General features: G+C 59.8%; 15 protein-coding genes. 11 read left to right on the top strand and 4 right to left on the bottom strand.

Annotated features, from left to right (window positions below; translation table 11 throughout):
* Nucleotides 1-11: 11 nt before the first annotated feature.
* From K5K95_RS27785 to K5K95_RS27775, 3 genes are all read right to left on the bottom strand, one after another.
* On the bottom strand, nucleotides 12-1,415 hold the full coding sequence (locus K5K95_RS27785; protein ID WP_222587059.1) for a DUF1254 domain-containing protein: 1,404 nt from the start codon (nucleotides 1,413-1,415) through the stop codon (nucleotides 12-14).
* Between the two features lie 26 nt (nucleotides 1,416-1,441).
* Nucleotides 1,442-1,615, bottom strand: a complete 174-nt coding sequence (locus tag K5K95_RS27780) for a hypothetical protein (RefSeq protein WP_222590502.1) — start codon at nucleotides 1,613-1,615, stop codon at nucleotides 1,442-1,444.
* A gap of 334 nt (nucleotides 1,616-1,949) precedes the next feature.
* A complete protein-coding gene (locus K5K95_RS27775; RefSeq protein ID WP_222587058.1) occupies nucleotides 1,950-2,375 on the bottom strand; it encodes a YciI family protein in 426 nt (141 codons plus the stop codon).
* A 222-nt stretch (nucleotides 2,376-2,597) separates the two neighbouring features.
* Between K5K95_RS27775 and K5K95_RS27770 the strand changes: the two genes are divergently transcribed.
* The 11 genes from K5K95_RS27770 to K5K95_RS27720 all read left to right on the top strand — a co-directional run bounded on the left by K5K95_RS27770 (nucleotide 2,598) and on the right by K5K95_RS27720 (nucleotide 20,748).
* Entirely contained in the window at nucleotides 2,598-5,219 is a 2,622-nt protein-coding gene (locus K5K95_RS27770) for an S-type pyocin domain-containing protein (protein ID WP_222587057.1), read from the top strand.
* On the top strand, nucleotides 5,216-5,491 hold the full coding sequence (locus K5K95_RS27765) for a bacteriocin immunity protein (protein WP_222587056.1): 276 nt from the start codon (nucleotides 5,216-5,218) through the stop codon (nucleotides 5,489-5,491). Before K5K95_RS27770 ends, K5K95_RS27765 begins: the two co-directional genes overlap by 4 nt.
* Nucleotides 5,492-5,602: 111 nt before the next feature.
* Nucleotides 5,603-7,147, top strand: coding sequence for a bacteriocin immunity protein (locus K5K95_RS27760; RefSeq protein WP_222587055.1), 1,545 nt, complete (start codon nucleotides 5,603-5,605; stop codon nucleotides 7,145-7,147).
* 61 nt (nucleotides 7,148-7,208) lie between these two features.
* Complete coding sequence (locus tag K5K95_RS27755) at nucleotides 7,209-7,652, top strand: SRPBCC family protein (RefSeq protein ID WP_222590450.1); 444 nt, start codon at nucleotides 7,209-7,211, stop codon at nucleotides 7,650-7,652.
* Between the two features lie 212 nt (nucleotides 7,653-7,864).
* The gene (tpx, locus tag K5K95_RS27750; RefSeq protein ID WP_222587054.1) at nucleotides 7,865-8,365 is read left to right on the top strand and encodes a thiol peroxidase; all 501 of its coding nucleotides are present in this window, start codon (nucleotides 7,865-7,867) and stop codon (nucleotides 8,363-8,365) included.
* A gap of 179 nt (nucleotides 8,366-8,544) precedes the next feature.
* Nucleotides 8,545-9,864, top strand: coding sequence for an MdtA/MuxA family multidrug efflux RND transporter periplasmic adaptor subunit (locus K5K95_RS27745; RefSeq protein WP_222587053.1), 1,320 nt, complete (start codon nucleotides 8,545-8,547; stop codon nucleotides 9,862-9,864).
* Complete coding sequence (locus K5K95_RS27740) at nucleotides 9,861-12,965, top strand: MdtB/MuxB family multidrug efflux RND transporter permease subunit (protein ID WP_222587052.1); 3,105 nt, start codon at nucleotides 9,861-9,863, stop codon at nucleotides 12,963-12,965. Before K5K95_RS27745 ends, K5K95_RS27740 begins: the two co-directional genes overlap by 4 nt.
* A complete protein-coding gene (locus tag K5K95_RS27735) occupies nucleotides 12,962-16,069 on the top strand; it encodes an efflux RND transporter permease subunit (RefSeq protein ID WP_222587051.1) in 3,108 nt (1,035 codons plus the stop codon). Before K5K95_RS27740 ends, K5K95_RS27735 begins: the two co-directional genes overlap by 4 nt.
* Nucleotides 16,066-17,547, top strand: coding sequence for an efflux transporter outer membrane subunit (locus K5K95_RS27730; protein ID WP_222587050.1), 1,482 nt, complete (start codon nucleotides 16,066-16,068; stop codon nucleotides 17,545-17,547). Before K5K95_RS27735 ends, K5K95_RS27730 begins: the two co-directional genes overlap by 4 nt.
* 281 nt (nucleotides 17,548-17,828) lie before the next feature.
* Nucleotides 17,829-19,910, top strand: coding sequence for a putative bifunctional diguanylate cyclase/phosphodiesterase (locus K5K95_RS27725; protein ID WP_222587049.1), 2,082 nt, complete (start codon nucleotides 17,829-17,831; stop codon nucleotides 19,908-19,910).
* Nucleotides 19,911-20,001: 91 nt separating this feature from the next.
* On the top strand, nucleotides 20,002-20,748 hold the full coding sequence (locus K5K95_RS27720) for an SDR family oxidoreductase (RefSeq protein WP_090184618.1): 747 nt from the start codon (nucleotides 20,002-20,004) through the stop codon (nucleotides 20,746-20,748).
* Between the two features lie 149 nt (nucleotides 20,749-20,897).
* Here the strand turns inward: K5K95_RS27720 and mapR are convergent, their stop codons facing one another.
* The gene (gene mapR, locus K5K95_RS27715; protein WP_222587048.1) at nucleotides 20,898-22,307 is read right to left on the bottom strand and encodes a GntR family transcriptional regulator MpaR; all 1,410 of its coding nucleotides are present in this window, start codon (nucleotides 22,305-22,307) and stop codon (nucleotides 20,898-20,900) included.
* Between the last annotated feature and the right edge of the window lie 119 nt (nucleotides 22,308-22,426).

The raw sequence follows: 22,426 nt of genomic DNA, 5'->3' as shown, positions 1-22,426 counted from the left end.
ACTGACGCCCCTTACTGTTTTTGTGGGTCGACGGGTGTCAGCGGCGGAATTTGCCACTGGCCACTGCTCACTTCCGGTTTTGGCAGGTACAGGCGCAAGACGCCATAGAACGGACCATTGGGTGCCGGCAGCCAATTGCTTTGCAGGTCGTTGGCCGGTGCCTTGTTCTGCAGGTACAGCGTCAGGCCGCCGTCGGCATCGCGCTTGAGATCGGGCAACATCCGCGAGTTGATCAGGTAGCGGTCCAGCGGGTTGGCCACCAGCAGCTTGGTCTTGCCGTCGTACATCGTCAGTGACCAGAACGCGTCGGCGGGGGGCAGGGCGCCCTTGTCGAAATGCAGGGTGTAATCGTGTTTCGAGGCGTCGACCGGTTGGTCGTCCTTGTCGACGAAATAACCGATGTAATTCGCTTCTTCGGCGGAGTTGCCGAAAATCCCCATGTTGGCGCCGGCGTAGCGGTACAGGTAATTGCCGTTGAGGTGATCGCGGCTACCGAAGAAGTCGCCGCTGCTGACCTGATGGGTATCGACCTTGTCTTTTTTCAACCGGGCGAATTCGGCCTTGGCATCGCTGATGCCATCCTCCAGGGCCTGTCGCTGTACGGCGGTGTAGTCGTGCAACTTGAAAGGCTTGCCGGCTTCGATGCCGATTTTCTTGAAACGCGCGAGCAGGTCCTTTTCGGCGTCCTGTGCCGGGGCGAAGGCCAACATGAAATTCAGGTAGCGGAACAAGTCCGGGGTGTCGCTCATGGTCGGCGTCGGTTTCGGCCAGGCGATCTTCGGCGCGGGCGGCGGAGCCTTATGTTTGACGTAGTGGCTGAGCGTCTCGACCTTGTAGCCTTTCTGGATCTGCTTGACCTTGGCCAGGTCTTTGTCATCGAACAACTGCGTGCGATACAGGGCGTACGCGATGTTGGTTTCGCTGCGCAGCAACCGGTCCATATTCACCGGTTGCTGACCTTGCCAGTTGGGCCCGGCGATCATGAAATGGCCGCCGTTATTGCCTGTGCTGCGCGTGCCCAGATAGGCAAAGTTCTGCGTGTAGGCGTCGATCAACTGCACGGAGTAGTAACGGTTTTCGTCGATTTTCGGCAGGGTCAGCACCAGCGGTTCGGCGCGCAGGTCCATCCAGATGAACGAGTAGGGTGTGTCGGCATTCGGCGTGACGAAGGCGGTGTCCTTGGCGGTGAACGCCTTGGCGGTGTTGCCGATCTTGTTGAAGGGCGCCTTGAAGTTAGCGCTCTTTTTGTCCACGGCCTGGGTGTACAGGGTCTTGTACATCTCCACCACCGGGAAACCGTACAGGTAGGCCTCCTTGGCGATACCCCGGGCTTCTTCGGGGGTGGCGGTGAAGTCGGCCCAGACGCTGGTGCTCAGGGTGAATGAGAGTGTGGTGAGCATCAGGCGTTTATACATAGAACATCCTTATTCAATTCCGGGCGTCATTCCACGGCCGTTATGCCGTCAAGCTTCACGCTTTTGTCAAAGTGAGCTGCGGTCGGGACGTATTGCTGCACCGAGATGTCAGTATCGTTTTTCAAATCCTGAGCGCCGACGCCACAACTGGCGAACATCGTCATCAGGCTGAAACCGACCACACGAATGAGAAGACGCATGGGAAACTCCTTATTTAACGAGGGTGATGTTGGTCGCGCAGAATCGTGGGAAGTGCGGCAGGCCGTCGCCTTAGTGCTCTCGTGGCTCATTGGACGACTCGGCATTTGACGGCCGTTACTGCTTAATTTCTTTCCTATCAAGCCTGTAGGACACGTCTGATGAAGTTAGCAGCTAACACCGGGTTCGCCAGTCGGAAAGGCTGATTCCTTGGTTTTTGTACAAGTTTTTGTAATTTTTCTTGTACTGAAAAGTTAATACGAATCAGGGTGTTGTCCGTTGAAGTAGGTTTTCGGTTGAACATTCCCACGCCCCCACGTGGGAATGTTCGGTTGTTCAGCTCTTCTTCATTTGCGACCGCACCCACTCTTCCTGCTCGCGCAATTGCGGGGTGAACTCCGCGCCGAAATCGTCCGCCTCGAAGATCTGGCGTATCTCGATCTCGGCTTCAGTGCCCGGCATTGGATTGGGGCAGCGCTTGACCCACTCGATCGCTTCTTCCTTGGACTTCACTTGCCAGATCCAGTAGCCGGCGATCAGCTCCTTGGTTTCGGCGAACGGACCGTCGATGACGGTGCGCTTGTCGCCCGAGAAGCGCACCCGGGCACCTTTGCTGCTCGGTTGCAGGCCATCGCAGTCAATGAGGATGCCAGCCTTGGCCAGTTCCTCGTTGTAGTTGCCCATCGCGCTCATCAGTTCTTCGCTGGGCATCACGCCGGCCTCGGAGTCCTGGCTGGCTTTAACAATGATCATGAATCGCATGGTCTTCTCTCCGCTGGAGGGTGGTTGATTCAAGGTGTAGTCGAATGACCGTTTGTTGAATCGACAACGCCGCTAAAGAAAGCAATCCGAATGTGCAGATTAGCTTTCGGCTCACCGCTCAGATAGCTGCCCACCTGGCTGGAAATCCCACGCGATAACTATGTACCGCACCAGACCACTGCTGCGCCGACATGCTGTGCCCTACAGACAAGGAGTGACTGTATGGCACCACAAATATTCAACGATGGATCCTCAGGAAGTGTCGTCATCAGGTCGGGACCGCCCGCTTCAAGCGGTGGTTCCGGTGGAGGGGCTGGCGGCGGAGGGGTTTCAGGCGGGTTTGGCAGAACCAACAAAAAACAGCAAAGGGCCCGAAAGCGCGCCATAGAAGCCGCTCGTCAGGCAAAGGAAAAAGAGCGTTTGCAGGCAGACGCCCAAGCTCAAGCAGCGGCGGCTCAGGCTCAGGCTCATGCCCAAGCAGCTCAAACCCAAGCTCAAGCCGCCGCGGCGCAGGCTCAAGAGTTGTCTCGCCTCCAGGCTTTGCAGCAATTTCTCGCTGGGCTGGCCCATCGTCATGACGCCATCAGAGCCGAGGTAGACCGCAGCTTTGCGGCCAAGGCCGATCAACTCGCGCCATTCCTTGAGCATGAAATCGCGGGTGCTCGACGACCGCCTGAAACGGGTTCGAGCGAGCGTTGGCAGCTCTACACCATCACCAAGGGAAAAAACGAAATCGACGGGCTGATCGCCCACAAAACCGCAGAGCTCAATGCAAAGAATGCGATTGCCAGATCCTTCGATGGGCACGATCCATTCACCCGTACTTCGAACGATTACCTGACACGACTCGGGGCGTTCGGCCAAGCGCTCAATGACGGCCACCAGATTTGGGAAAGCGCCTACAACGCGGCCCACGAAGCCCGGCTGCTATCCGCGCAGCTAAACGCGCTCACGGATAAATCCAATGCGCTGGCCAGACATCATGCCGAGCAGACCGTCGTCTGGCGTGAGCGGGAAGCGGTGTGGGAGACACTCCGTCAGTTTGCCGAGCAGCGCGATGCTCGAGTCCGGTTCAAGCAGCAGGCTGATGAAGACGTGCGAATCGATCGGGTCAGGCGGGTCAATACGCTGACTGTGCCCGTACCGATAGCGGCTGGCGGCGGGATGATTTTGACCCGCGAGGGTGTTCTTCTTGTTGCTCAGGATGTAGCGGCGGTGATTGAGGCTGCTTCCCAAGCTGCAGGCAGGCTCCTTGGCGATTTTGTTCGCATTGCAGCCCGAACCGGACCTGCATTTGTTACTGCAATGGTGTACTCGCCGACGCTTGGCAATGGCGAACTGACTCCCGAACAACGCAGGCGACTGTTTCACTCAGTTGGCGTACCGGCGCAGGCGCTGGGGCTTTCTGACAGCCGTGTTCTGCAATCGATCGCTGATGCGGGCGGATCGGTTGAAGTGGCCTATCGGCTCAAACCTGAAACGGTGCCAGAAGGCACCGCGATCATTGCCGTCAGTACCGGAGGCCAGATTGGCGCACATATTCCGGTCATCAATGCAGTACTCGATCCACTGACCGGGGCTTATAACGCCGAGATCCCCGGATACCCCGGCAGGCAATTGCAGTTCACCCCGCAAGTTCCCTCTCCAGCGGCAACGGCGAGTCAAGGCGGGTTGGCGGTGATCACACCGCAGGTCCAGAACATCCCGGAGGGTGCCGACCTACGCATTCAGGATTGCATCGTGTGCGTGCAGGGCCTGCGGCCGACTTATTTCTCTTTCGGCTTGCCCACGATGGGGTCTGGTGTCGTCACCGGTACCGGTCAGCCCGCCGGCCTCGATTGGTGGAAAGCCGCCAGCCAGGCGAGCGGCGCGGCTATTCCGGTACAGATCGGCGATCAGTTTCGAGGCCGGGAAATCAACTCGTTCGTGGCCTTCGATGAAGCGCTGTGGCGAACGGTTGGCGAGTACCCGGCGCTTGTCACCGAATTTGATGAGGTGAACAAAAAGCGCATCGAACAAGGCTTTGCACCCTATGCGCCCAAAAGTACCTGGGTGGGGGACAGGCGTGAATTCGAACTGCGTTATCAAGAGTCCGCAGCGCTCGGTGAAAACCCCTTCAACCTCGACAAAATCAGTATCACCACGCCGCAAAGCGCCTTCGGACAACAAGGGATCCTGCCTGCCATTGAGGCCTGGCCAATTCGGCCTGTTGGCGTGGGTACCTGGACACCCCTCGTTCCGCCGGGTATCGACCACCTCGGTCCTACAACATTTCCGCTCACACCGCCGATTCCAGCGGTTTATCCCGGCACTCCGGTCATCCCGGTCCTACCCCAAAACGAGACGTTTCCGGCTGTTGACGAAGGGCAGATCGGTGCCAGTATTCCTGGGTATCCGGCGGATATGGAATTGCCTTCGCCGGATGTGCTGTTTCTTGATCGGCGGGATGATCCGGGTACGGCTACAGGGGCGGGAGCTGATGCCTCGCATGTTTGGCTCGGTGAAGCCGCCAGAGGGAAGGGAGCGCCTATTCCTTCGCAGATTGCAGACCAGTTAAGAGGAAGGGAGTTTGCTAATTTTCATCGATTCAGGGAGGCGTTTTGGAAGGCAGTTGCGGCTGACTCAACTTTAAGCACTCAATTCAATGCCACAAACGTAAGGTTTCTGCGCAAAGGCAACGCGCCTTTTCCTATTGAAAATGATCAGTACGGAGGTCGAGTTAAATACGAGCTCCATCATCAATTGGAGATTGCCCAAGGAGGTGCGGTGTATGACATGGACAACATTGTTGTAATGACACCGAGACGACATGTTCTAGTGCATAAGGGGGGTCAGCAGCTATGAAAAGTTATTCACGTATCGAAGATTACACAGAGTCTGAGTTTCTGGAGTTTCTTCGAGAACTTTTTGAGGGCGGAGAGGATTTGACGGCTGATGAGTTTGATCAATACATGATCGAGCGCGTAAATCATTTCGTGGCAATCACCGAACACCCCGGCCGTTCCGACGTCATCTTCTACCCCAAGGAAGGTCAGGAAGACAGTCCGGAAGGCATCCTTAAGGAAATCAAGGAATGGCGCGCACTCAATAACAAACCCGGCTTCAAACCGGATTAGTGCCCGGACATCTTTATAAGGGATGAGCAAGGAGCACGCGCATCTGCCGAAATCAAATGAACAGATGCGCTGTGCTGGAAGTTTTCAAGTGGTCAAAAGGAAGCATTAAAGATGGATCTTAAATCGACACTCAAGGATTACACCGAGCCGGAATTCCAGTCCTTGGTAAACAGGATTTGGGCAGTTGATCTGCCTAAGCGCAATCACGATCAACTGATCAATCATTTCGACCGTATCGTTGGCCATCCTGACGGTGCCGACCTGCTGTTTTACTCAAAAGATGAGTACAACGTGAATTCCCCTGAGTGGGTCGTCGGCTATGTGATCGAGTGGTGGCAAAAACAGGGTTTGGCCGCGTTCAAGGGCCAAGGTGCGCCTGTGAGAACGCCAATGCCGTATGTGCCGCTGAATCCCGCGCAAATGGAGCAGCAACGAGCGACTTTGAGTCTGGCAAGTGTTCAAAGAGTCGTCGCTGGAGTATTAGCGTCCGAGCAAACGGTTGAAGTGTCTCTTGGTCTTCTTGAACAACGGATCAAACACCTGCATGACCAACAGGCTGAAGCAGTGAACATCATCGAGCGCGAGACGAGTCTCCGAGCGCTGGAGGCGGCCGAATACGAGGCACGGACGTCCGCGCGCCAGTATGAATTCTGGAAATCGAGCATCGAGTTGACCAGGAACGCCGTCATGCGTGACAAGACCGGCACTCGGTCAGAGCAGATGCTATGGCAAAGTATCGCGCAACAGATCAACACCGCCCATGAACGGTACGCAGGGAGTTTGATGGCCATCAACCAGCGTCTGCTTCGCTTGCAAGTTCAGGCAGAAGCATTGCTGGTCCTCGCACAATCCCGACTTGTCCGACAGCGCCATAAAGAGGGGATCGGCCCGACCCAGACGCCAGGTCTGCTTCTCGCAGACCTTGCCTTTGCCAAGGTACGCCCGAGTATCTTGCTCAACGGTGCGTTGTCGCAGCCACTGGATACTCATTGGATGGCTCTGCAAAAATCCATACGTTCGGTTATGGCAGAGTTCACCTGGCAGCTCACTGCTGCAACCGAGGCTGATACAGTTCAGTACGCCGCGGTCCTGCAATTGGAGTTTGTCAGTCGTGCGGAAACCGGGATGTATGGATTGAGTGTGCCCCTTGCCGAACTTCACCCTATCGAGGGACAGGACTGGCAAGGTCTGGCGAAGTCTCAAGCCGGGGTCGACATGCGCTTCAGAATGAACAGTGGCAGCTACTCCGTTCCACCCGGCACCTTGTCTCGGGGATTGAAACGGATAGAAACGCTGCTACAGATAGCCATTACCCCGACCAATGGAACAAAAGTGCGAGTGCGCGAGGCCGTTTGGGATGAGCGTCTGAAAGCTTTCTGCTTCACTACTGAGGCAAAAGTACCGGTTACCGTTAACTGGCATTCGCCGGACGTACTTCAAACCACTTCGGACCTTGCACCAGACTCCGCGAGCAGGTTGGGATTCCTCGTCTCGTCTCCCGTGCCTTTACTCAAGGTGATCGACGATATCGCAAAGATCCAGTTCGATGACTATGTCGTCGTCTTTCCGCCAGATTCGGGGGTGGAGCCGCTTTATGTCATGTTCAGGGATTCGCGCGAATATCCCGAAATGGCGTTCGCTGAGATCACCTCATGACACGACTTCGTTCACGACCTGCCAATCCACCATCCGGCCAGACAAAGGAATGTTGCCCACTATGCCTGTTTTGGAACTGACGACCCTGATCCCAAACCGTACGCCGGACTTTGTTCTCGGCTTTTGTCTGGAGGGTCTGAATTTTCCGAAGATCTTTCCGGAGCGAATCACGCTGCTAAGCGATATCGACTTGAGCAACCTGCGCATTGAAGCCGGGCGCCAGTTCCGCTTTCGACACTGGATGTTCAATGTCATTCCGGCGAACTGGACCGTGGTCATCCGCGAAGTGGGCGAGCAGCATTTCATCGATGAAATGCTCGAGGGGCCGATGGCTGCCTTTCGTCACGAACATCGGGTCGAGGCTGGGGAGGGCGGTACGCTATACACCGACCGGGTCACTTATGCGGCCATCGGGGGCGCGTTAATGGAAACTCTGTTGGTGAACACGTATATGCGCCGGATTTTTGCGGCACGGCACCGCAATATGTTGCGGTTATTGGCTTGAACACGACCTTGTGGGAGCGGGCTTGCCCACGATAGCGGTGTGTCAGCCGACATTTATTTTGAATGTCAGTCCGCAATCGCGAGCAGGCTCGCTCCGACAAAGATTTATGTTGTATACAAGTTTTGTATCGGGGATAGGTCGAAGGCCTCGTTTCGTGGTTAACTTCGGCCTCTTCAAAATTCTCCACAACAACGTTCAGAAGGACTCCGTTCATGGCTCAAGTCACTCTTAAAGGCAACCCGGTTCAAGTCAACGGTCAACTGCCACAAGTCGGTTCCAAGGCGCCAGCCTTTTCCCTGGTTGCCGGCAATCTGTCCGACGTGACCCTGGCGAACTTCGCCGGCAAGCGCAAAGTGCTGAACATCTTCCCAAGCGTCGACACCCCGACCTGCGCGACTTCGGTTCGCAAGTTCAACGCCCAGGCCAACGATGTCGCCAACACCGTTGTGTTGTGCATCTCCGCCGACCTGCCGTTCGCTCAGGCACGTTTCTGCGGCGCTGAAGGTCTGGACAACGTTCAGAACCTGTCGACCCTGCGCGGTGCCGAGTTCATCGAGAACTACGGCGTGGCCATCGCTGACGGCCCGCTCAAAGGCCTGACCGCCCGTGCCGTTGTGGTTCTGGACGAAAACGACACCGTGCTGCACAGCGAACTGGTCAGCGAAATCGGCCAGGAGCCGAACTACGAAGCGGCACTCGCTGTCCTCAAGTAAGCTCGTTTTTACAATTGTTAACGGCCTGGCCCTGTCCAGGCCGTTTTCATTTGTGCTTCAGTGTCTTAGATAAATCTCCCGTTACGTAAGCCGAAGGTAAATTGCCGGTAAAGGCGCTTTGCTTAATACCCGCCAGTGCTTATCGTTCAGCCTCCCGTAGAAAAAAGCTCACGCGCCCAATGGTTGATCATTCAATGCAATCCTCCGCTTCCCGTAATCCTCGTCGCTGGCTGCTCGGCCTGCTTGTCCTGTTGGTCATCGCTGGGCTGTGCTGGAAATTCTGGCCTGCCGGCAGCAGCCAGAAGGACGGTGCAGCTCCGAAAGCCGTCGCCGGGCACACCGGCAAGTCGGGAAGCATGCGTCCGGGCTTTGGCGGGGCGACCGGACCGATCCCGGTGCGTGTGGCGCCGGCGGTCAAAGGTGATTTCCCGCTGTACTACAGGGCGTTGGGCACCGTCACCGCACTCAACACTATTAATGTACGCAGCCGCGTTGGCGGCGAGCTGATGAGGATTGCCTTCGAAGAAGGTCAGATGGTCAAGGCCGGCGACCTGCTGGCTGAAATCGACCCGCGTCCTTACCAGAACGCCTTGCTCCAGGCCGAAGGCACGTTGCTGCAGAACCAGGCACAACTGAAAAACGCCCAGGTCGATGTCGAGCGTTATCGGGGTCTGTTCAAGGAAGACAGCATCGCCAAGCAAACCCTGGACACCGCCGAAGCGCTGGTCGGCCAGTACCAGGGCACGGTCAAGACCAATCAGGCGGCAGTCAACGACGCCAAGCTCAATCTGGAATTCACCAAGATCCGCGCCCCGATTGCCGGGCGTGTGGGCCTGCGACAGCTGGACGTCGGTAACCTGGTGGCCGCCAACGACACCACGGCGCTGGCGATCATCACCCAGACCCAACCGATCAGCGTCGCCTTCACCTTGCCGGAAAACAGCCTCGACGTCGTATTGGCGCGCTATCGCACCGGCGCCAAACTGATTGCTGAAGCCTGGGACCGTGGCGACACGCAGTTGCAGGCCACGGGCGTGTTGCAGAGCCTGGACAACCAGATCAACGTCACCACCGGCACCCTGAAATTCAAGGCGCGCTACGAGAACCGCGATCAGGTGTTGTTCCCCAACCAGTTCGTCAACGTTCACCTGCTCGCCGACACCCTCAAAGGCGTGGTGCTCGCACCGTCGGCGGCGATTCAGTTCGGCACCAACGGCACCTTCGTCTACGCAATGGACGGCGACAAGAAGGTCACGATCCGCCAGTTGAAAGTCGGCGCCAGTGACGGTCAGAACACCGTGGTCACCGAAGGCCTCGCTCCCGGGGATCGCGTGGTCCTGGAAGGTACCGACCGCCTGAAGGAAGGCAGCGAAGTCGAAGTGGTCAACGACACCAAGGACGTACCAACCACCCCGACCGGCCACTTGCAGGGCAAATCGGCGGCCAGCTCGACTGAGCCTGCGACCGCCACCGACAAGGCGAAAAAGGACGGCGCATGAACATCTCGCGGCTGTTCATCCTTCGCCCGGTCGCCACGACCCTGAGCATGCTGGCGATTATCCTGGCCGGGATGATCGCTTATCGGCTGCTGCCAGTGTCGGCGTTGCCGCAGGTTGATTACCCGACCATTCGGGTGATGACGCTGTACCCCGGCGCCAGCCCGGACGTCATGACCAGCGCCGTCACCGCGCCGCTGGAGCGTCAATTCGGGCAGATGCCCGGCCTGACCCAGATGGCGTCGACCAGCTCCGGCGGTGCCTCGGTGCTGACCCTGCGTTTCAGCCTCGACATCAACATGGACGTCGCCGAGCAGCAGGTGCAGGCCGCGATCAACGCCGCCACCAATTTGCTGCCCAAGGACCTGCCGGCACCGCCGGTGTACAACAAGGTCAACCCGGCGGACACCCCGGTGCTGACCCTCGCGATCACCTCCAAGACCATGCTGCTGCCCAAGCTCAATGACCTGGTCGATACCCGCATGGCGCAGAAAATCGCCCAGATCAGCGGTGTCGGCATGGTCAGCATTGCCGGCGGCCAGCGTCAGGCGGTGCGGATCAAGGTCAACCCCGAGGCCCTGGCGGCCAACGGTTTGAACCTGTCCGACGTGCGCACCTTGATCGGCGCGTCCAACGTCAACCAGCCCAAGGGCAACTTCGATGGCCCGACCCGCGTCTCGATGCTCGATGCAAACGATCAACTGACATCGCCCAAGGACTACGCCAACCTGATTCTGGCCTACGCCAACGGCGCGCCGTTGCGGCTCAAGGACGTCGCGGAAATCGTCGATGGCGCCGAGAACGAGCGTCTGGCGGCGTGGGCCAATGAAAACCAGGCCGTGCTGCTGAACATTCAGCGCCAGCCCGGCGCCAACGTCATCGAGGTGGTCGACCGGATCAAGGCCTTGTTGCCGAGCATCACCGACAACCTGCCGGCGGGCCTCGACGTCACTGTCCTCACTGACCGCACCCAGACCATTCGCGCCTCGGTCACCGACGTGCAACACGAGTTGCTGATCGCCATCGCGCTGGTGGTGATGGTCACGTTCCTGTTCCTGCGTCGGGCCAGCGCCACGATCATCCCGACGGTGGCCGTGCCACTGTCGCTGATCGGTACGTTCGGCGTGATGTACCTGGCCGGGTTCTCGGTCAACAACCTGACCTTGATGGCCCTGACCATCGCCACCGGTTTCGTGGTGGACGATGCCATCGTGATGCTGGAGAACATCTCCCGGTTCATCGAAGAAGGGGACACGCCTCTTAATGCCGCGCTCAAGGGCGCCAAGCAGATCGGTTTCACCCTGATTTCCCTGACCCTGTCGCTGATCGCGGTGCTGATCCCGCTGCTGTTCATGGCGGACGTGGTGGGGCGGTTGTTCCGCGAGTTCGCGATCACCCTGGCGGTGGCGATCCTGATTTCTCTGGTTGTCTCCCTGACCCTGACGCCGATGATGTGCGCGCGTTTGCTCAAGCGTGAGCCGAAGGAAGAAGAGCAGGGCCGCTTCTACCGCGCCAGTGGCGCAGCAATTGACTGGATGATCGCGGGCTATGGGCGCAGGTTGCAGTGGGTGCTCAAGCACCAGCCGCTGACCTTGCTGGTGGCCATCGGCACGCTGGCGCTGACGGTGTTCCTGTACATGGTCGTGCCCAAGGGCTTCTTCCCGGTGCAGGACACTGGCGTTATCCAGGGCATTTCCGAAGCACCGCAATCGATTTCCTTTGCGGCGATGAGCGAGCGCCAGCAGGAGCTGGCCAAGGTGATCCTGGCCGATCCGGCGGTCGAAAGCCTGTCGTCCTACATCGGTGTCGACGGTGACAACTCGACGTTGAACAGCGGTCGCCTGCTGATCAACCTCAAACCCCACAGTAGCCGCGATTTGGGCGCGACCCAAGTGATCGCTCGCCTGCAACCGGAATTGGACAAACTGGTCGGTATCCGACTGTTCATGCAGCCGGTGCAGGACTTGACCATCGAAGACCGTGTCAGCCGCACGCAATACCAGTTCAGCATGTCCTCGCCGGATTCGGAGTTGCTCAGCCTGTGGAGCGGGCGTCTGGTGCAAGCCCTGGCGCAACGGCCGGAACTGACGGACGTCGCCAGTGATTTGCAGGACAAGGGTTTGCAGGTTTACCTGGTGATCGACCGCGATGCAGCGTCGCGGGTCGGGGTGTCAGTGTCGAACATTACCGACGCGCTGTACGACGCCTTCGGCCAGCGGCAGATTTCCACCATTTATACCCAGGCCAGCCAGTACCGCGTGGTGCTGCAATCGCAGTCCGGCGAGAAGATCGGCCCGGATGCGTTGAACCAGATTCACGTCAAGACCACCGATGGCGGGCAAGTGCGCCTGTCCAGCCTGGCGCACATCGAGGAGCGACAGGCGCAACTGGCAATCACCCACATCGGCCAGTTCCCGGCGGTGATGATGTCGTTCAACCTGGCGCCCGGCGTGGCGCTGGGGCATGCGGTCGAGATTATCGATCAGGTGCAGAAGGACATCGGCATGCCGATTGGCGTGCAGACTCAGTTTCAGGGCGCAGCCGAGGCGTTCCAGGCATCCTTGTCGAGCACCTTGCTGCTGATTCTGGCGGCGGTGGTGACGATGTACATCGTGCTTGGCGTGTTGTACGAGAGCTACATCCACCCGATCACCATTCTCTCGACCTTGCCCTCGGCGGCGGTCGGCGCCTTGCTGGCGCTGCTGCTGAGCGGCAATGACCTGGGGATGATCGCGATCATCGGGATCATTCTGCTGATCGGCATCGTGAAGAAGAACGCGATCATGATGATCGACTTCGCCCTCGACGCTGAGCGCAATCAGGGCATGGACCCGCAGACCGCGATCTATCAGGCCGCGTTGTTGCGCTTCCGGCCCATTCTGATGACCACGCTCGCTGCGTTGTTTGGCGCCGTCCCCCTGATGCTGGCCACCGGTTCCGGCGCCGAATTGCGCCAGCCTTTGGGTCTGGTGATGGTCGGCGGTTTGCTGGTGAGCCAGGTCCTGACGCTGTTCACCACGCCTGTCATTTATCTGTATTTCGATCGCCTAGGTCGGCGCTGGGGTCGTAAACGTGAGTCCGTGGAAGCGGTAGAGCAGCCATGAACCTGTCCGGACCTTTCATCAAGCGCCCGGTCGCGACCATGTTGCTGAGTCTGGCGATCATGCTGCTGGGCGGTGTGTGCTTCGGCTTGTTGCCGGTGGCGCCATTGCCGCAGATGGATTTCCCGGTGATCGTGGTTCAGGCCAGCCTGCCTGGCGCGAGTCCCGAGGTCATGGCCTCGACCGTGGCCACGCCGCTGGAGCGCTCGTTCGGCGCGATTGCCGGCGTCAACACCATGAGCAGCCGCTCCAGCCAGGGCTCGACCCGGGTGATTTTGCAGTTTGACCTCGACCGCGACATCAACGGCGCGGCGCGGGAAGTGCAGGCGGCGATCAACGCCTCGCGCAACCTGCTGCCGAGCGGGATGCGCAGCATGCCGACCTACAAGAAGGTCAACCCGTCCCAGGCGCCGATCATGGTGCTGTCGCTGACCTCCGATGTGCTGGAAAAAGGCCAGCTCTACGATCTGGCCTCGACGATTCTGTCCCAGAGCCTGTCCCAGGTGCAGGGCGTGGGCGAAGTGCAGATCGGCGGCAGTTCGTTGCCGGCCGTGCGTATCGAACTCGAACCCCAGGCGCTCAACCAGTACGGCGTGGCCCTGGACGATGTGCGCAACACCATCGCCAACGCCAACGTGCGCAGGCCCAAAGGCTCGGTCGAGGACAGCCAGCGGCTGTGGCAGGTTCAGGCCAACGATCAGCTGGAAAAAGCCAAGGATTACGAGTCTCTGATCATTCACTACGCCGACGGCGCGGCATTGCGCCTCAAGGACGTGGCCAAGGTCAGCGACGGCGTCGAGGACCGCTACAACAGCGGTTTCTTCAATAACGACGCGGCGGTTTTGCTGGTGATCAACCGCCAGGCCGGCGCCAACATCATCGAGACGGTCAACGAGATCAAGGCCCAGCTCCCGGCGTTGCAAGCCGTGCTGCCGGCCAGCGTCAAGCTGAACCTGGCGATGGACCGTTCGCCGGTGATCAAGGCGACCCTGCACGAAGCGGAAATGACCCTGCTGATCGCGGTGGCGCTGGTGATTCTGGTGGTGTTCCTGTTTCTCGGCAATTTCCGCGCTTCGCTGATTCCGACCCTGGCGGTGCCGGTGTCGCTGGTCGGCACCTTTGCGGTGATGTACCTCTACGGGTTCTCGCTGAACAACCTGTCGCTGATGGCGCTGATCCTGGCTACCGGGCTGGTGGTGGACGATGCCATCGTGGTGCTGGAAAACATCTCCCGGCACATCGATGAGGGCGTGCCGCCGATGAAGGCCGCCTACCTTGGGGCGCAGGAAGTCGGCTTCACCTTGCTGTCGATGAACGTCTCGCTGGTGGCAGTGTTCCTGTCGATCCTGTTTATGGGCGGGATCATCGAAAGCCTGTTTCGCGAGTTTTCCATCACGCTGGCGGCGTCCATCGTCGTGTCGCTGGTGGTTTCCCTGACGCTGACGCCGATGCTCTGTGCGCGTTGGTTGAAGCCGCACACGCCGGGCCAGGAGAATCGTTTGCAGCGCTGGAGCCAGCGCGCCAACGAGTGGATGGTCGGTAAATACGCGACCAGCCTCGACTGGGTGCTGCGTCATCGTCGACTGACGTTGCTCAGTCTGTTCGTGACAGTCGGCGTTAACATAGCGCTGTATATCGTTGTTCCTAAAACCTTTATGCCCCAGCAGGATACCGGTCAACTGATCGGTTTCGTGCGCGGCGATGACGGTTTGTCGTTCAGCGTCATGCAGCCGAAAATGGAAACGTTCCGCCGTGCCGTTCTCAAAGACGATGCGGTGCAAAGTGTCGCCGGCTTCATTGGCGGCACCAACGGCACCAACAACGCATTCATGCTGGTGCGTCTGAAACCGATCAAGGAACGCAACATTTCTGCGCAGAAGGTGATTGAACGTCTGCGCAAGGAAATGCCCAAGGTGCCTGGCGCGCAATTGATGCTGATGGCTGACCAGGACTTGCAGTTCGGCGGCGGTCGTGAGCAAACCACCTCGCAATATTCCTACATCCTGCAAAGCGCCGACCTCGGCGAGTTGCGCGAGTGGTATCCCAAAGTCGTGACAGCCTTGAAGGCGTTGCCGGAACTGACCGCGATTGACGCCCGCGAGGGGCGCGGCGCGCAACAGGTGACGCTGATTGTCGATCGCGATCAGGCCAAGCGCCTGGGCGTCGACATGAACATGGTCACCGCCGTGCTGAACAACGCCTACAGCCAGCGGCAGATTTCGACGATTTACGACAGCCTCAATCAGTATCAAGTGGTGATGGAGGTCAATCCGAAATACGCCCAGGACCCGATCACCCTCAAGCAGGTGCAGGTGATCACCGCCGACGGCGCGCGGATTCCGCTCTCAACCATCGCTCATTACGAAAACAGCCTGGAAGACGACCGCGTCAGCCACGAAGGCCAGTTCGCATCCGAAAGCATTGCCTTCGACATGGCTGAAGGCGTGACGGTGGAGCAGGGCACGGCGGCCATCGAGCGGGCGATTGCCCGGCTCGGCATGCCGGAAGACGTGATCGTGAAAATGGCCGGCACCGCCGACGCCTTCGCCGCTACCCAGAAGAGCCAGCCGTTCATGATTCTGGGCGCGCTGGTGGCGGTGTATCTGGTGTTGGGTGTGTTGTATGAAAGCTATATTCACCCGCTGACCATTCTGTCGACGCTGCCGTCGGCCGGGGTCGGCGCGTTGCTGTCGATCTATGCGCTGGGTGGCGAGTTCAGCCTGATTTCGCTGCTCGGGCTGTTCCTGCTGATCGGCGTGGTTAAGAAAAACGCCATTCTGATGATCGACCTGGCGTTGCAACTGGAACGGCACCAAGGCCTGACGCCGCTGGAATCGATCCGCAGCGCCTGCCTGCAACGTCTGCGACCGATTCTGATGACCACCCTGGCGGCGATCCTCGGCGCGTTGCCATTGCTGCTGAGCCGCGCCGAAGGTGCGGAAATGCGTCAGCCGCTGGGCCTGACCATCATCGGCGGGCTGATTTTCAGCCAGGTGCTGACCCTTTACACCACACCGGTGGTTTACCTCTACCTCGACAAACTGCGCCATCGCTTCAACAAATGGCGTGGAGTGCGTACCGATGCTGCTCTGGAAACTCCGCTATGACTGACCGATCGCTTATCAATCTGGCCACCCCGTTGGCGGCGGCCCGGGGCTCGCGTCTACTGAGCCTGACGCTGTGCGTGGCGATGCTCAGCGCTTGCGCTGTCGGCCCGGACTACCAGCGCCCGCCGGCCGCGACGCCGGTGCAATACAAGGAAGCGGCAGGTTGGCGTCAGGCCAAGCCCAGCGACTCCCTGGCGCGCGGCGCCTGGTGGGAGTTGTATGGCGACCGGCAGCTCAATGGCCTGATCGAAAAACTCAACAGTTCCAACCAGACCGTTGCCCAGTCCGAAGCCCAATACCGTCAGGCCCAGGCGTTGGTGCGCAGTGCCCGGGGTGCGTTTTTTCCGACGGTGGACCTGACCGTCAGTAAAAGCCGCTCCAGCCAAGGCACCGGCAGCAGCAATTCGAGCCTGACCAGTTCCTCCAGCGGCATTCGTGACACCTACACCGCGCAGGCCGGTGTCAGTTGGGAAGCCGACATATGGGGCAAGTTGCGCCGGGGCCTCGAAGCTGACACGGCGAATGCCCAGGCCAGTTTTGCCGACCTGGCGGCGATGCGCCTGAGCCAGCAATCGGAGTTGGTGCAAAATTACCTGCAATTGCGGGTGATCGACGAGCAGAAGCGCCTGTTGGAAGCGACCGTCGAAGCCTATCAACGCTCGCTGAAAATGACCGAAAACCAATACCGCGCCGGTGTTTCCGGCAAGGACGCGGTGGCCCAGGCGCAGACTCAGCTCAAAACCACCCAGGCGGACATGGTCGACCTGATCTGGCAGCGTGCCCAGTTCGAGAACGCCATTGCCGTACTGATCGGGCTGCCGCCTGCCGAGTTCACCCTGGCCGAGACCAAGGATATCCCGGCGTTGCCCGAAGTGCCGCTGAGCCTGCCTTCGCAGTTACTTGAACGCCGCCCGGACATCGCTTCCGCAGAGCGTTCGGTGATGGCGGCCAATGCCAACATCGGCGTGGCCAAGGCCGCGTACTACCCGGACCTGACCCTGAGCATGAATGGCGGCTACAGCAGCAGCACCTTTGCCAACTGGATCAGCTTGCCGAACCGCTTCTGGTCGGTCGGGCCGCAGTTGGCCATGACCCTGTTCGATGGCGGCCAGCGTTCCGCTGAAGTCGATCGCAGTGAAGCGGCCTACGACGAAACCGTGGCCAAGTACCGCCAGACCGTGCTCGATGGTTTCCGCGAGGTGGAAAACTATCTGGTACAGCTCAAGGTGCTGGAGGACGAAGCGGGCGTGCGTCAGGAAGCGCTGGATGCGGCGCGTGAGTCATTGCGCCTGATCCAGAACCAGTACAAGGCCGGGCTGATTGCGTATCTGGATGTGGTGGTGGTTCAGGCCACGGCGCTGAATAACGAACGCAACGTGCTGAGTTTGTTGCAGAGCCGCCTGATCGCCAGTGTGCAGTTGATCGCGGCGCTGGGTGGTGGCTGGGACGGGCAGCTTCAGGTCAGCGATAAGGATTGATCCGGCGGGTCTTGATCGTTTCCCTTGCCCCGCCGGGATGTCCGACTGGACTGGCCTGGCATGGGACGCAGAGCGTCCCTGACGGCATTCCCACGCAGAGCGTGGGAACGATCGGCACACTCCGCTCTGGCACGGAAGTAAAATTATCAAACAAGCGTTTCATCGGGTTGATGGCCATTTGACCATTATTGTCAGTGCGTTCTTTTGCGCAATCAGTACAATCGCCGGATTTGCCACGCCGAGAACGGAAGCAGTACGGCAGGGCGATTGCGAGAAGTCACATGCTCATCGGTAGCTATTCACCCACATTGGTCATCATTTCACTCTGTGTCGCGATTCTCGCCTCCTATACGGCGCTCGACCTGACTGAACGCATTGCCACGGCCAAAGGCCGGGCCGTGTTCCTGTGGACGGCGGGTGGCGCCTTGGCCATGGGCGTTGGCGTATGGTCGATGCACTTTATCGGCATGCTCGCGTTCACATTGCCCATCGATCTGGGGTATGACTTCACCCTGACGGCCTTGTCGCTGTTAACCGCGATCCTGTCCTGTGGCTTTGCCTTGTGGCTGGTCAGCCAGCCGCGCCTGCCCGGCTGGCAATTGGGGTTCGGCGCGTTGATCATGGGCGCTGGGATCAGTGCCATGCATTACACCGGCATGGCCGCCATGCGCATGCAACCGGGTATCGATTACGACCCGACGTTGTTCAGTGCGTCGCTGCTGATCGCCGTCGGTGCATCCGGCGCGGCGTTGTGGATCGCCTTTCGCCTGCGTCAGCACACACCGTACGTGGGCCTGTTGCGTGCAGGTGCCGCGGTCATCATGGGCCTGGCCATCGTTGGCATGCACTACACCGCCATGGCCGCGGCGCGTTTCCCGGATGGCAGCTACTGCGGCGCCGCGATCACGGGCTTGAACGGCAAGGGCCTGGACAATCTGGTGCTGATCACCACGCTGGCGGTGTTGAGCATCGCCTTGCTGACGTCGGTGCTGGATGCGCGTCTTGAAGCGCGCACCGCCGACCTCGCGCGCTCCCTGACGGAAGCCAATCGCGAGCTGACCCAATTGGCCCTGCACGACACCCTGACCGGTTTGCCCAATCGCATGTTGCTCGCCGACCGCATCGAGCAAGCCATGTCCAAGGTGAACGAGCAGGGCGGTTGTTTTGCGCTGATGTTCATCGACCTGGACGGCTTCAAACCGGTCAACGACGCCTTCGGTCACCACATGGGCGACCAGTTGCTGCGTGAAGTCGGCCTGCGCCTGCGTGAGGATTTGCGCAGCCAGGACACCCTGGCGCGCATCGGTGGCGATGAGTTTGTGCTATTGGTGCGGCTCAGCGAGCCGAACGATGCATTGGACCTCGCGGCTCGGCAAGTCGGGCTGATCGGCAGTTCGTTCCGGGTCGCCGAACATGATCTGCAGATTTCCGCCAGTGTCGGCATTGCGCTGTTTCCGGGCAACGGCCAGACAGCCCAGGAATTGCTGATGAATGCCGACGCGGCGATGTACCACGCCAAGGGCGCCGGGAAAAACGGCTACAGCTTTTTCGATGCCTCGATGAACAGCAACGCGCGCATCCAGCTGCAATTGCTGCAGGATTTGCGCAACGCTCTCGATCAGCAACAGTTCAGCCTTTATTACCAACCCAAATTCGACGCCGGCAATGGTCGTCCGGTGGGCGCCGAGGCGCTGCTGCGCTGGGAGCACCCGACCCAGGGCATGCTGCTGCCGGACAGGTTCATCGACCTTGCGGAAAAGACCGGGCTGATCATCCCTATCGGTGAATGGGTGCTGAACGAAGCCTGCCGTCAGATGCGCGAGTGGTACCTGCAGGGCTACACCGACTGGCGCATCGCGGTGAACCTCTCGGCGTTGCAGTTCTGTCACAAGGGCCTGGTCAACAGCGTCTCCAAAGCCTTGGCTACCCATCAGTTGCCGGCGAACAGCCTGACCCTGGAAATCACCGAAACCACCGCCATGAGCGACGCCGACGCGAGCATGACGGTGCTTCAGGAACTCTCGGAAATGGGCGTCGACCTGTCGATCGATGACTTTGGCACCGGCTATTCGAGTTTGATGTACCTCAAGCGCCTGCCGGCCAATGAGCTGAAGATTGACCGTGGTTTTGTCCGCGATCTGGAACACGACAGCGACGATGCGGCCATTGTGTCGGCCATCGTTGCCCTCGGTCAGGCGTTGGGCCTGCGCATTGTTGCCGAGGGCGTGGAGACCGGTGTCCAGCAGGATTTCCTGACCCAACTGGGCTGCGACTCGTTGCAGGGTTACCTGTTGGGGCACCCGCTGCCCGCGGATCGCTTCATGATCGACATCCATCGCGGGGAACAACGGGCTGTCGGTTGAAGGGCCGTGTGATTGATGTGAGCCCATGCAAAAGCCGGCAATGGCGGTTATTCTTGGCCCCGACTGCTTAGGTTTGTTAGGGGACACTCACATGGACAAAGTCATTCTCATCACTGGCGGCAGCCGTGGCATCGGCGCCGCAACCGCGCTGTTGGCCGCCGCGCAAGGCTATCGAATCTGCATCAACTATCAGGCCGACGAAGCGGCTGCGCAACGTGTGCTGGAGCAAGTCCGCGCGCTGGGCGCCCAAGCCATCGCGGTCCGCGCCGACGTCAGCATCGAAGATGAAGTGATCGGCTTGTTCCACCGGGTGGACACCGAACTGGGCCGGGTCACCGCGCTGGTGAACAATGCTGGCACGGTGGGGCAAAAGTCCCGTGTCGACGAAATGTCCGAATTCCGCATTCTCAGAACCCTTAAAACCAACGTCCTGGCACCGATCCTCTGCGCCAAGCACGCGGTCCTGCGCATGTCGCCAAAGCATGGCGGGCAGGGTGGCAGCATCGTCAACGTGTCTTCGGTGGCCTCGCGCCTGGGCTCGCCCAACGAATACGTGGATTACGCTGCATCGAAAGGTGCGCTGGACAGCTTCACCATTGGCCTGTCCAAAGAGGTAGCAGGCGAGGGCATTCGCGTCAACGCGGTGCGACCGGGGTATATCTACACAGACTTCCATGCACTCAGCGGTGATCCGGACCGGGTGAGCAAACTCGAATCAGGCATTCCGATGGCCCGGGGCGGACGGCCGGACGAGGTGGCGGAGGCGATTATCTGGCTGTTGTCGGACAAGGCGTCGTATGCGACCGGGACTTTTGTCGATCTCGGTGGTGGCCGTTAATTTCTGAGATTTGCGGTGCTGGCACTGGCCTCTTCGCGGGCAAGCCCGCTCCCACAGTGGATCGGGTGAACAGAACATTACTGAGCACCAACAAACCCTGTGGGAGCGGGCTTGCCCGCGAAGAGGCCGGCCACGCCAGCATCCAGTTGTCAGAACGACCGCACAATCCGCCCCAGCGTCTCCATCGCCTTCTCCGATTCCTCGGTCCACGGGCTCCCGTAGTTCAGCCGGATACAGTTCCTGAACCGCTGGGTCGGTGAAAAGATTGGCCCCGGGGCGATGCTGATGCCCTGCGCCAGTGCCATCTGAAACAATTTCAATGAATCCATCTGCGGCGGCAGCTCCAGCCACAGGAAGTAACCGCCCGCTGGTTGGCTGACGCGTGTCTGCGCCGGGAAGTAGCGGGCAATGGCGGCGAGCATGGCGCTTTGCTGTTCTTCCAGGGCGTAACGCAGTTTGCGCAGGTGTCGGTCGTAGCCACCGTGTTGCAGGTAGTCAGCGATGGCGGCCTGGGCCGGCATCGAGGCGCACAGCGACGTCATGAGTTTGAGCCGTTCGATTTTCTGCGCATAACGCCCGGCGGCGACCCAGCCGATGCGGTAGCCGGGGGCCAGGCTCTTGGCGAACGAACCGCAGTGCATCACCAACCCTTCGGTATCAAACGCCTTGGCCGGTTTCGGCGCTTGCTGGCCGTAATAGAGTTCGGCGTAGACGTCGTCCTCGATCAGCGGCACCTGGTGGCGGCGCAACAATTCAACCAGTTCCTGCTTTTTGGCCTCGGGCATGGTCGCGCCCATGGGATTCTGGAAACTGGTCATGCACCAGCACGCCTTGATCGGATGGCGTTCGAGGGTTTGCGCGAGCACGCCAAGGTCGATGCCGTCCCGTGGGTGCACCGGAATTTCGACGGCTTTGAGCTTCAGCCGTTCGAGGATTTGCAGGCAGGCATAGAACGCCGGTGCTTCGATGGCTACCAGGTCGCCGGGTTCGGTGACGGCTTGCAGGCACAGGTTTAACGCTTCCAGCGCACCATTGGTGATCAGCAGTTCTTCCATGGGCAGCATCAGCCCGCCGACCATGTAGCGCAGGGCGATTTGTCGGCGCAGTTGCGGGTTGCCCGGCGACATGTCGGTGACGACCATGCGCGGGTCCATGTCCCGGGCGGCGCTGGCCAGTGAGCGCGACAGCCTTTGCAGCGGGAACAGGGTCGGACTGGGAAACGCCGAGCCGAAGGGCACTGTGGTCGGGTCCTTGATCGAGTCGAGCACCGAAAACACCAGTTCGCTGACGTCGACTTCAGTGGATTCGTTGACCTGGCTGCTGATCACCGGCTCCGAAAACGGGCTCGGCGCATGGGCGTTGACGAAGTAGCCGGAGCGCGGCCGGGCGCGGATCAGGCCTCGACGTTCGAGCAGGTAGTAGGCCTGGAACACCGTGGACGGGCTGACCCCGTAGGTCTGGCTGGCGTAGCGCACCGACGGCACGCGCTGGCCGGGGCCAAGGACGCCGGAGCGGATCAGTTCAGCGATGTCGTCGGCGAATTTTTCGTAGCGTTTCATCAAGTGCTCGATGGGTGTCATTCAGAGAAATCGAGGTGACTTCATCGCGAGCAGGCTCGCTCCCACAGTTGACCGCATACCCCTGTGGGAGCGAGCCTGCTCGCGATTGGCAGCACCGC

Origin of the sequence: Pseudomonas sp. DR48, from assembly GCF_019823085.1 — a bacterium.
Classification (GTDB): domain Bacteria; phylum Pseudomonadota; class Gammaproteobacteria; order Pseudomonadales; family Pseudomonadaceae; genus Aquipseudomonas.
The sequence above is the reverse complement of the archived record's forward strand: the minus strand, read 5'-3'. Positions and strand labels throughout refer to the sequence as shown.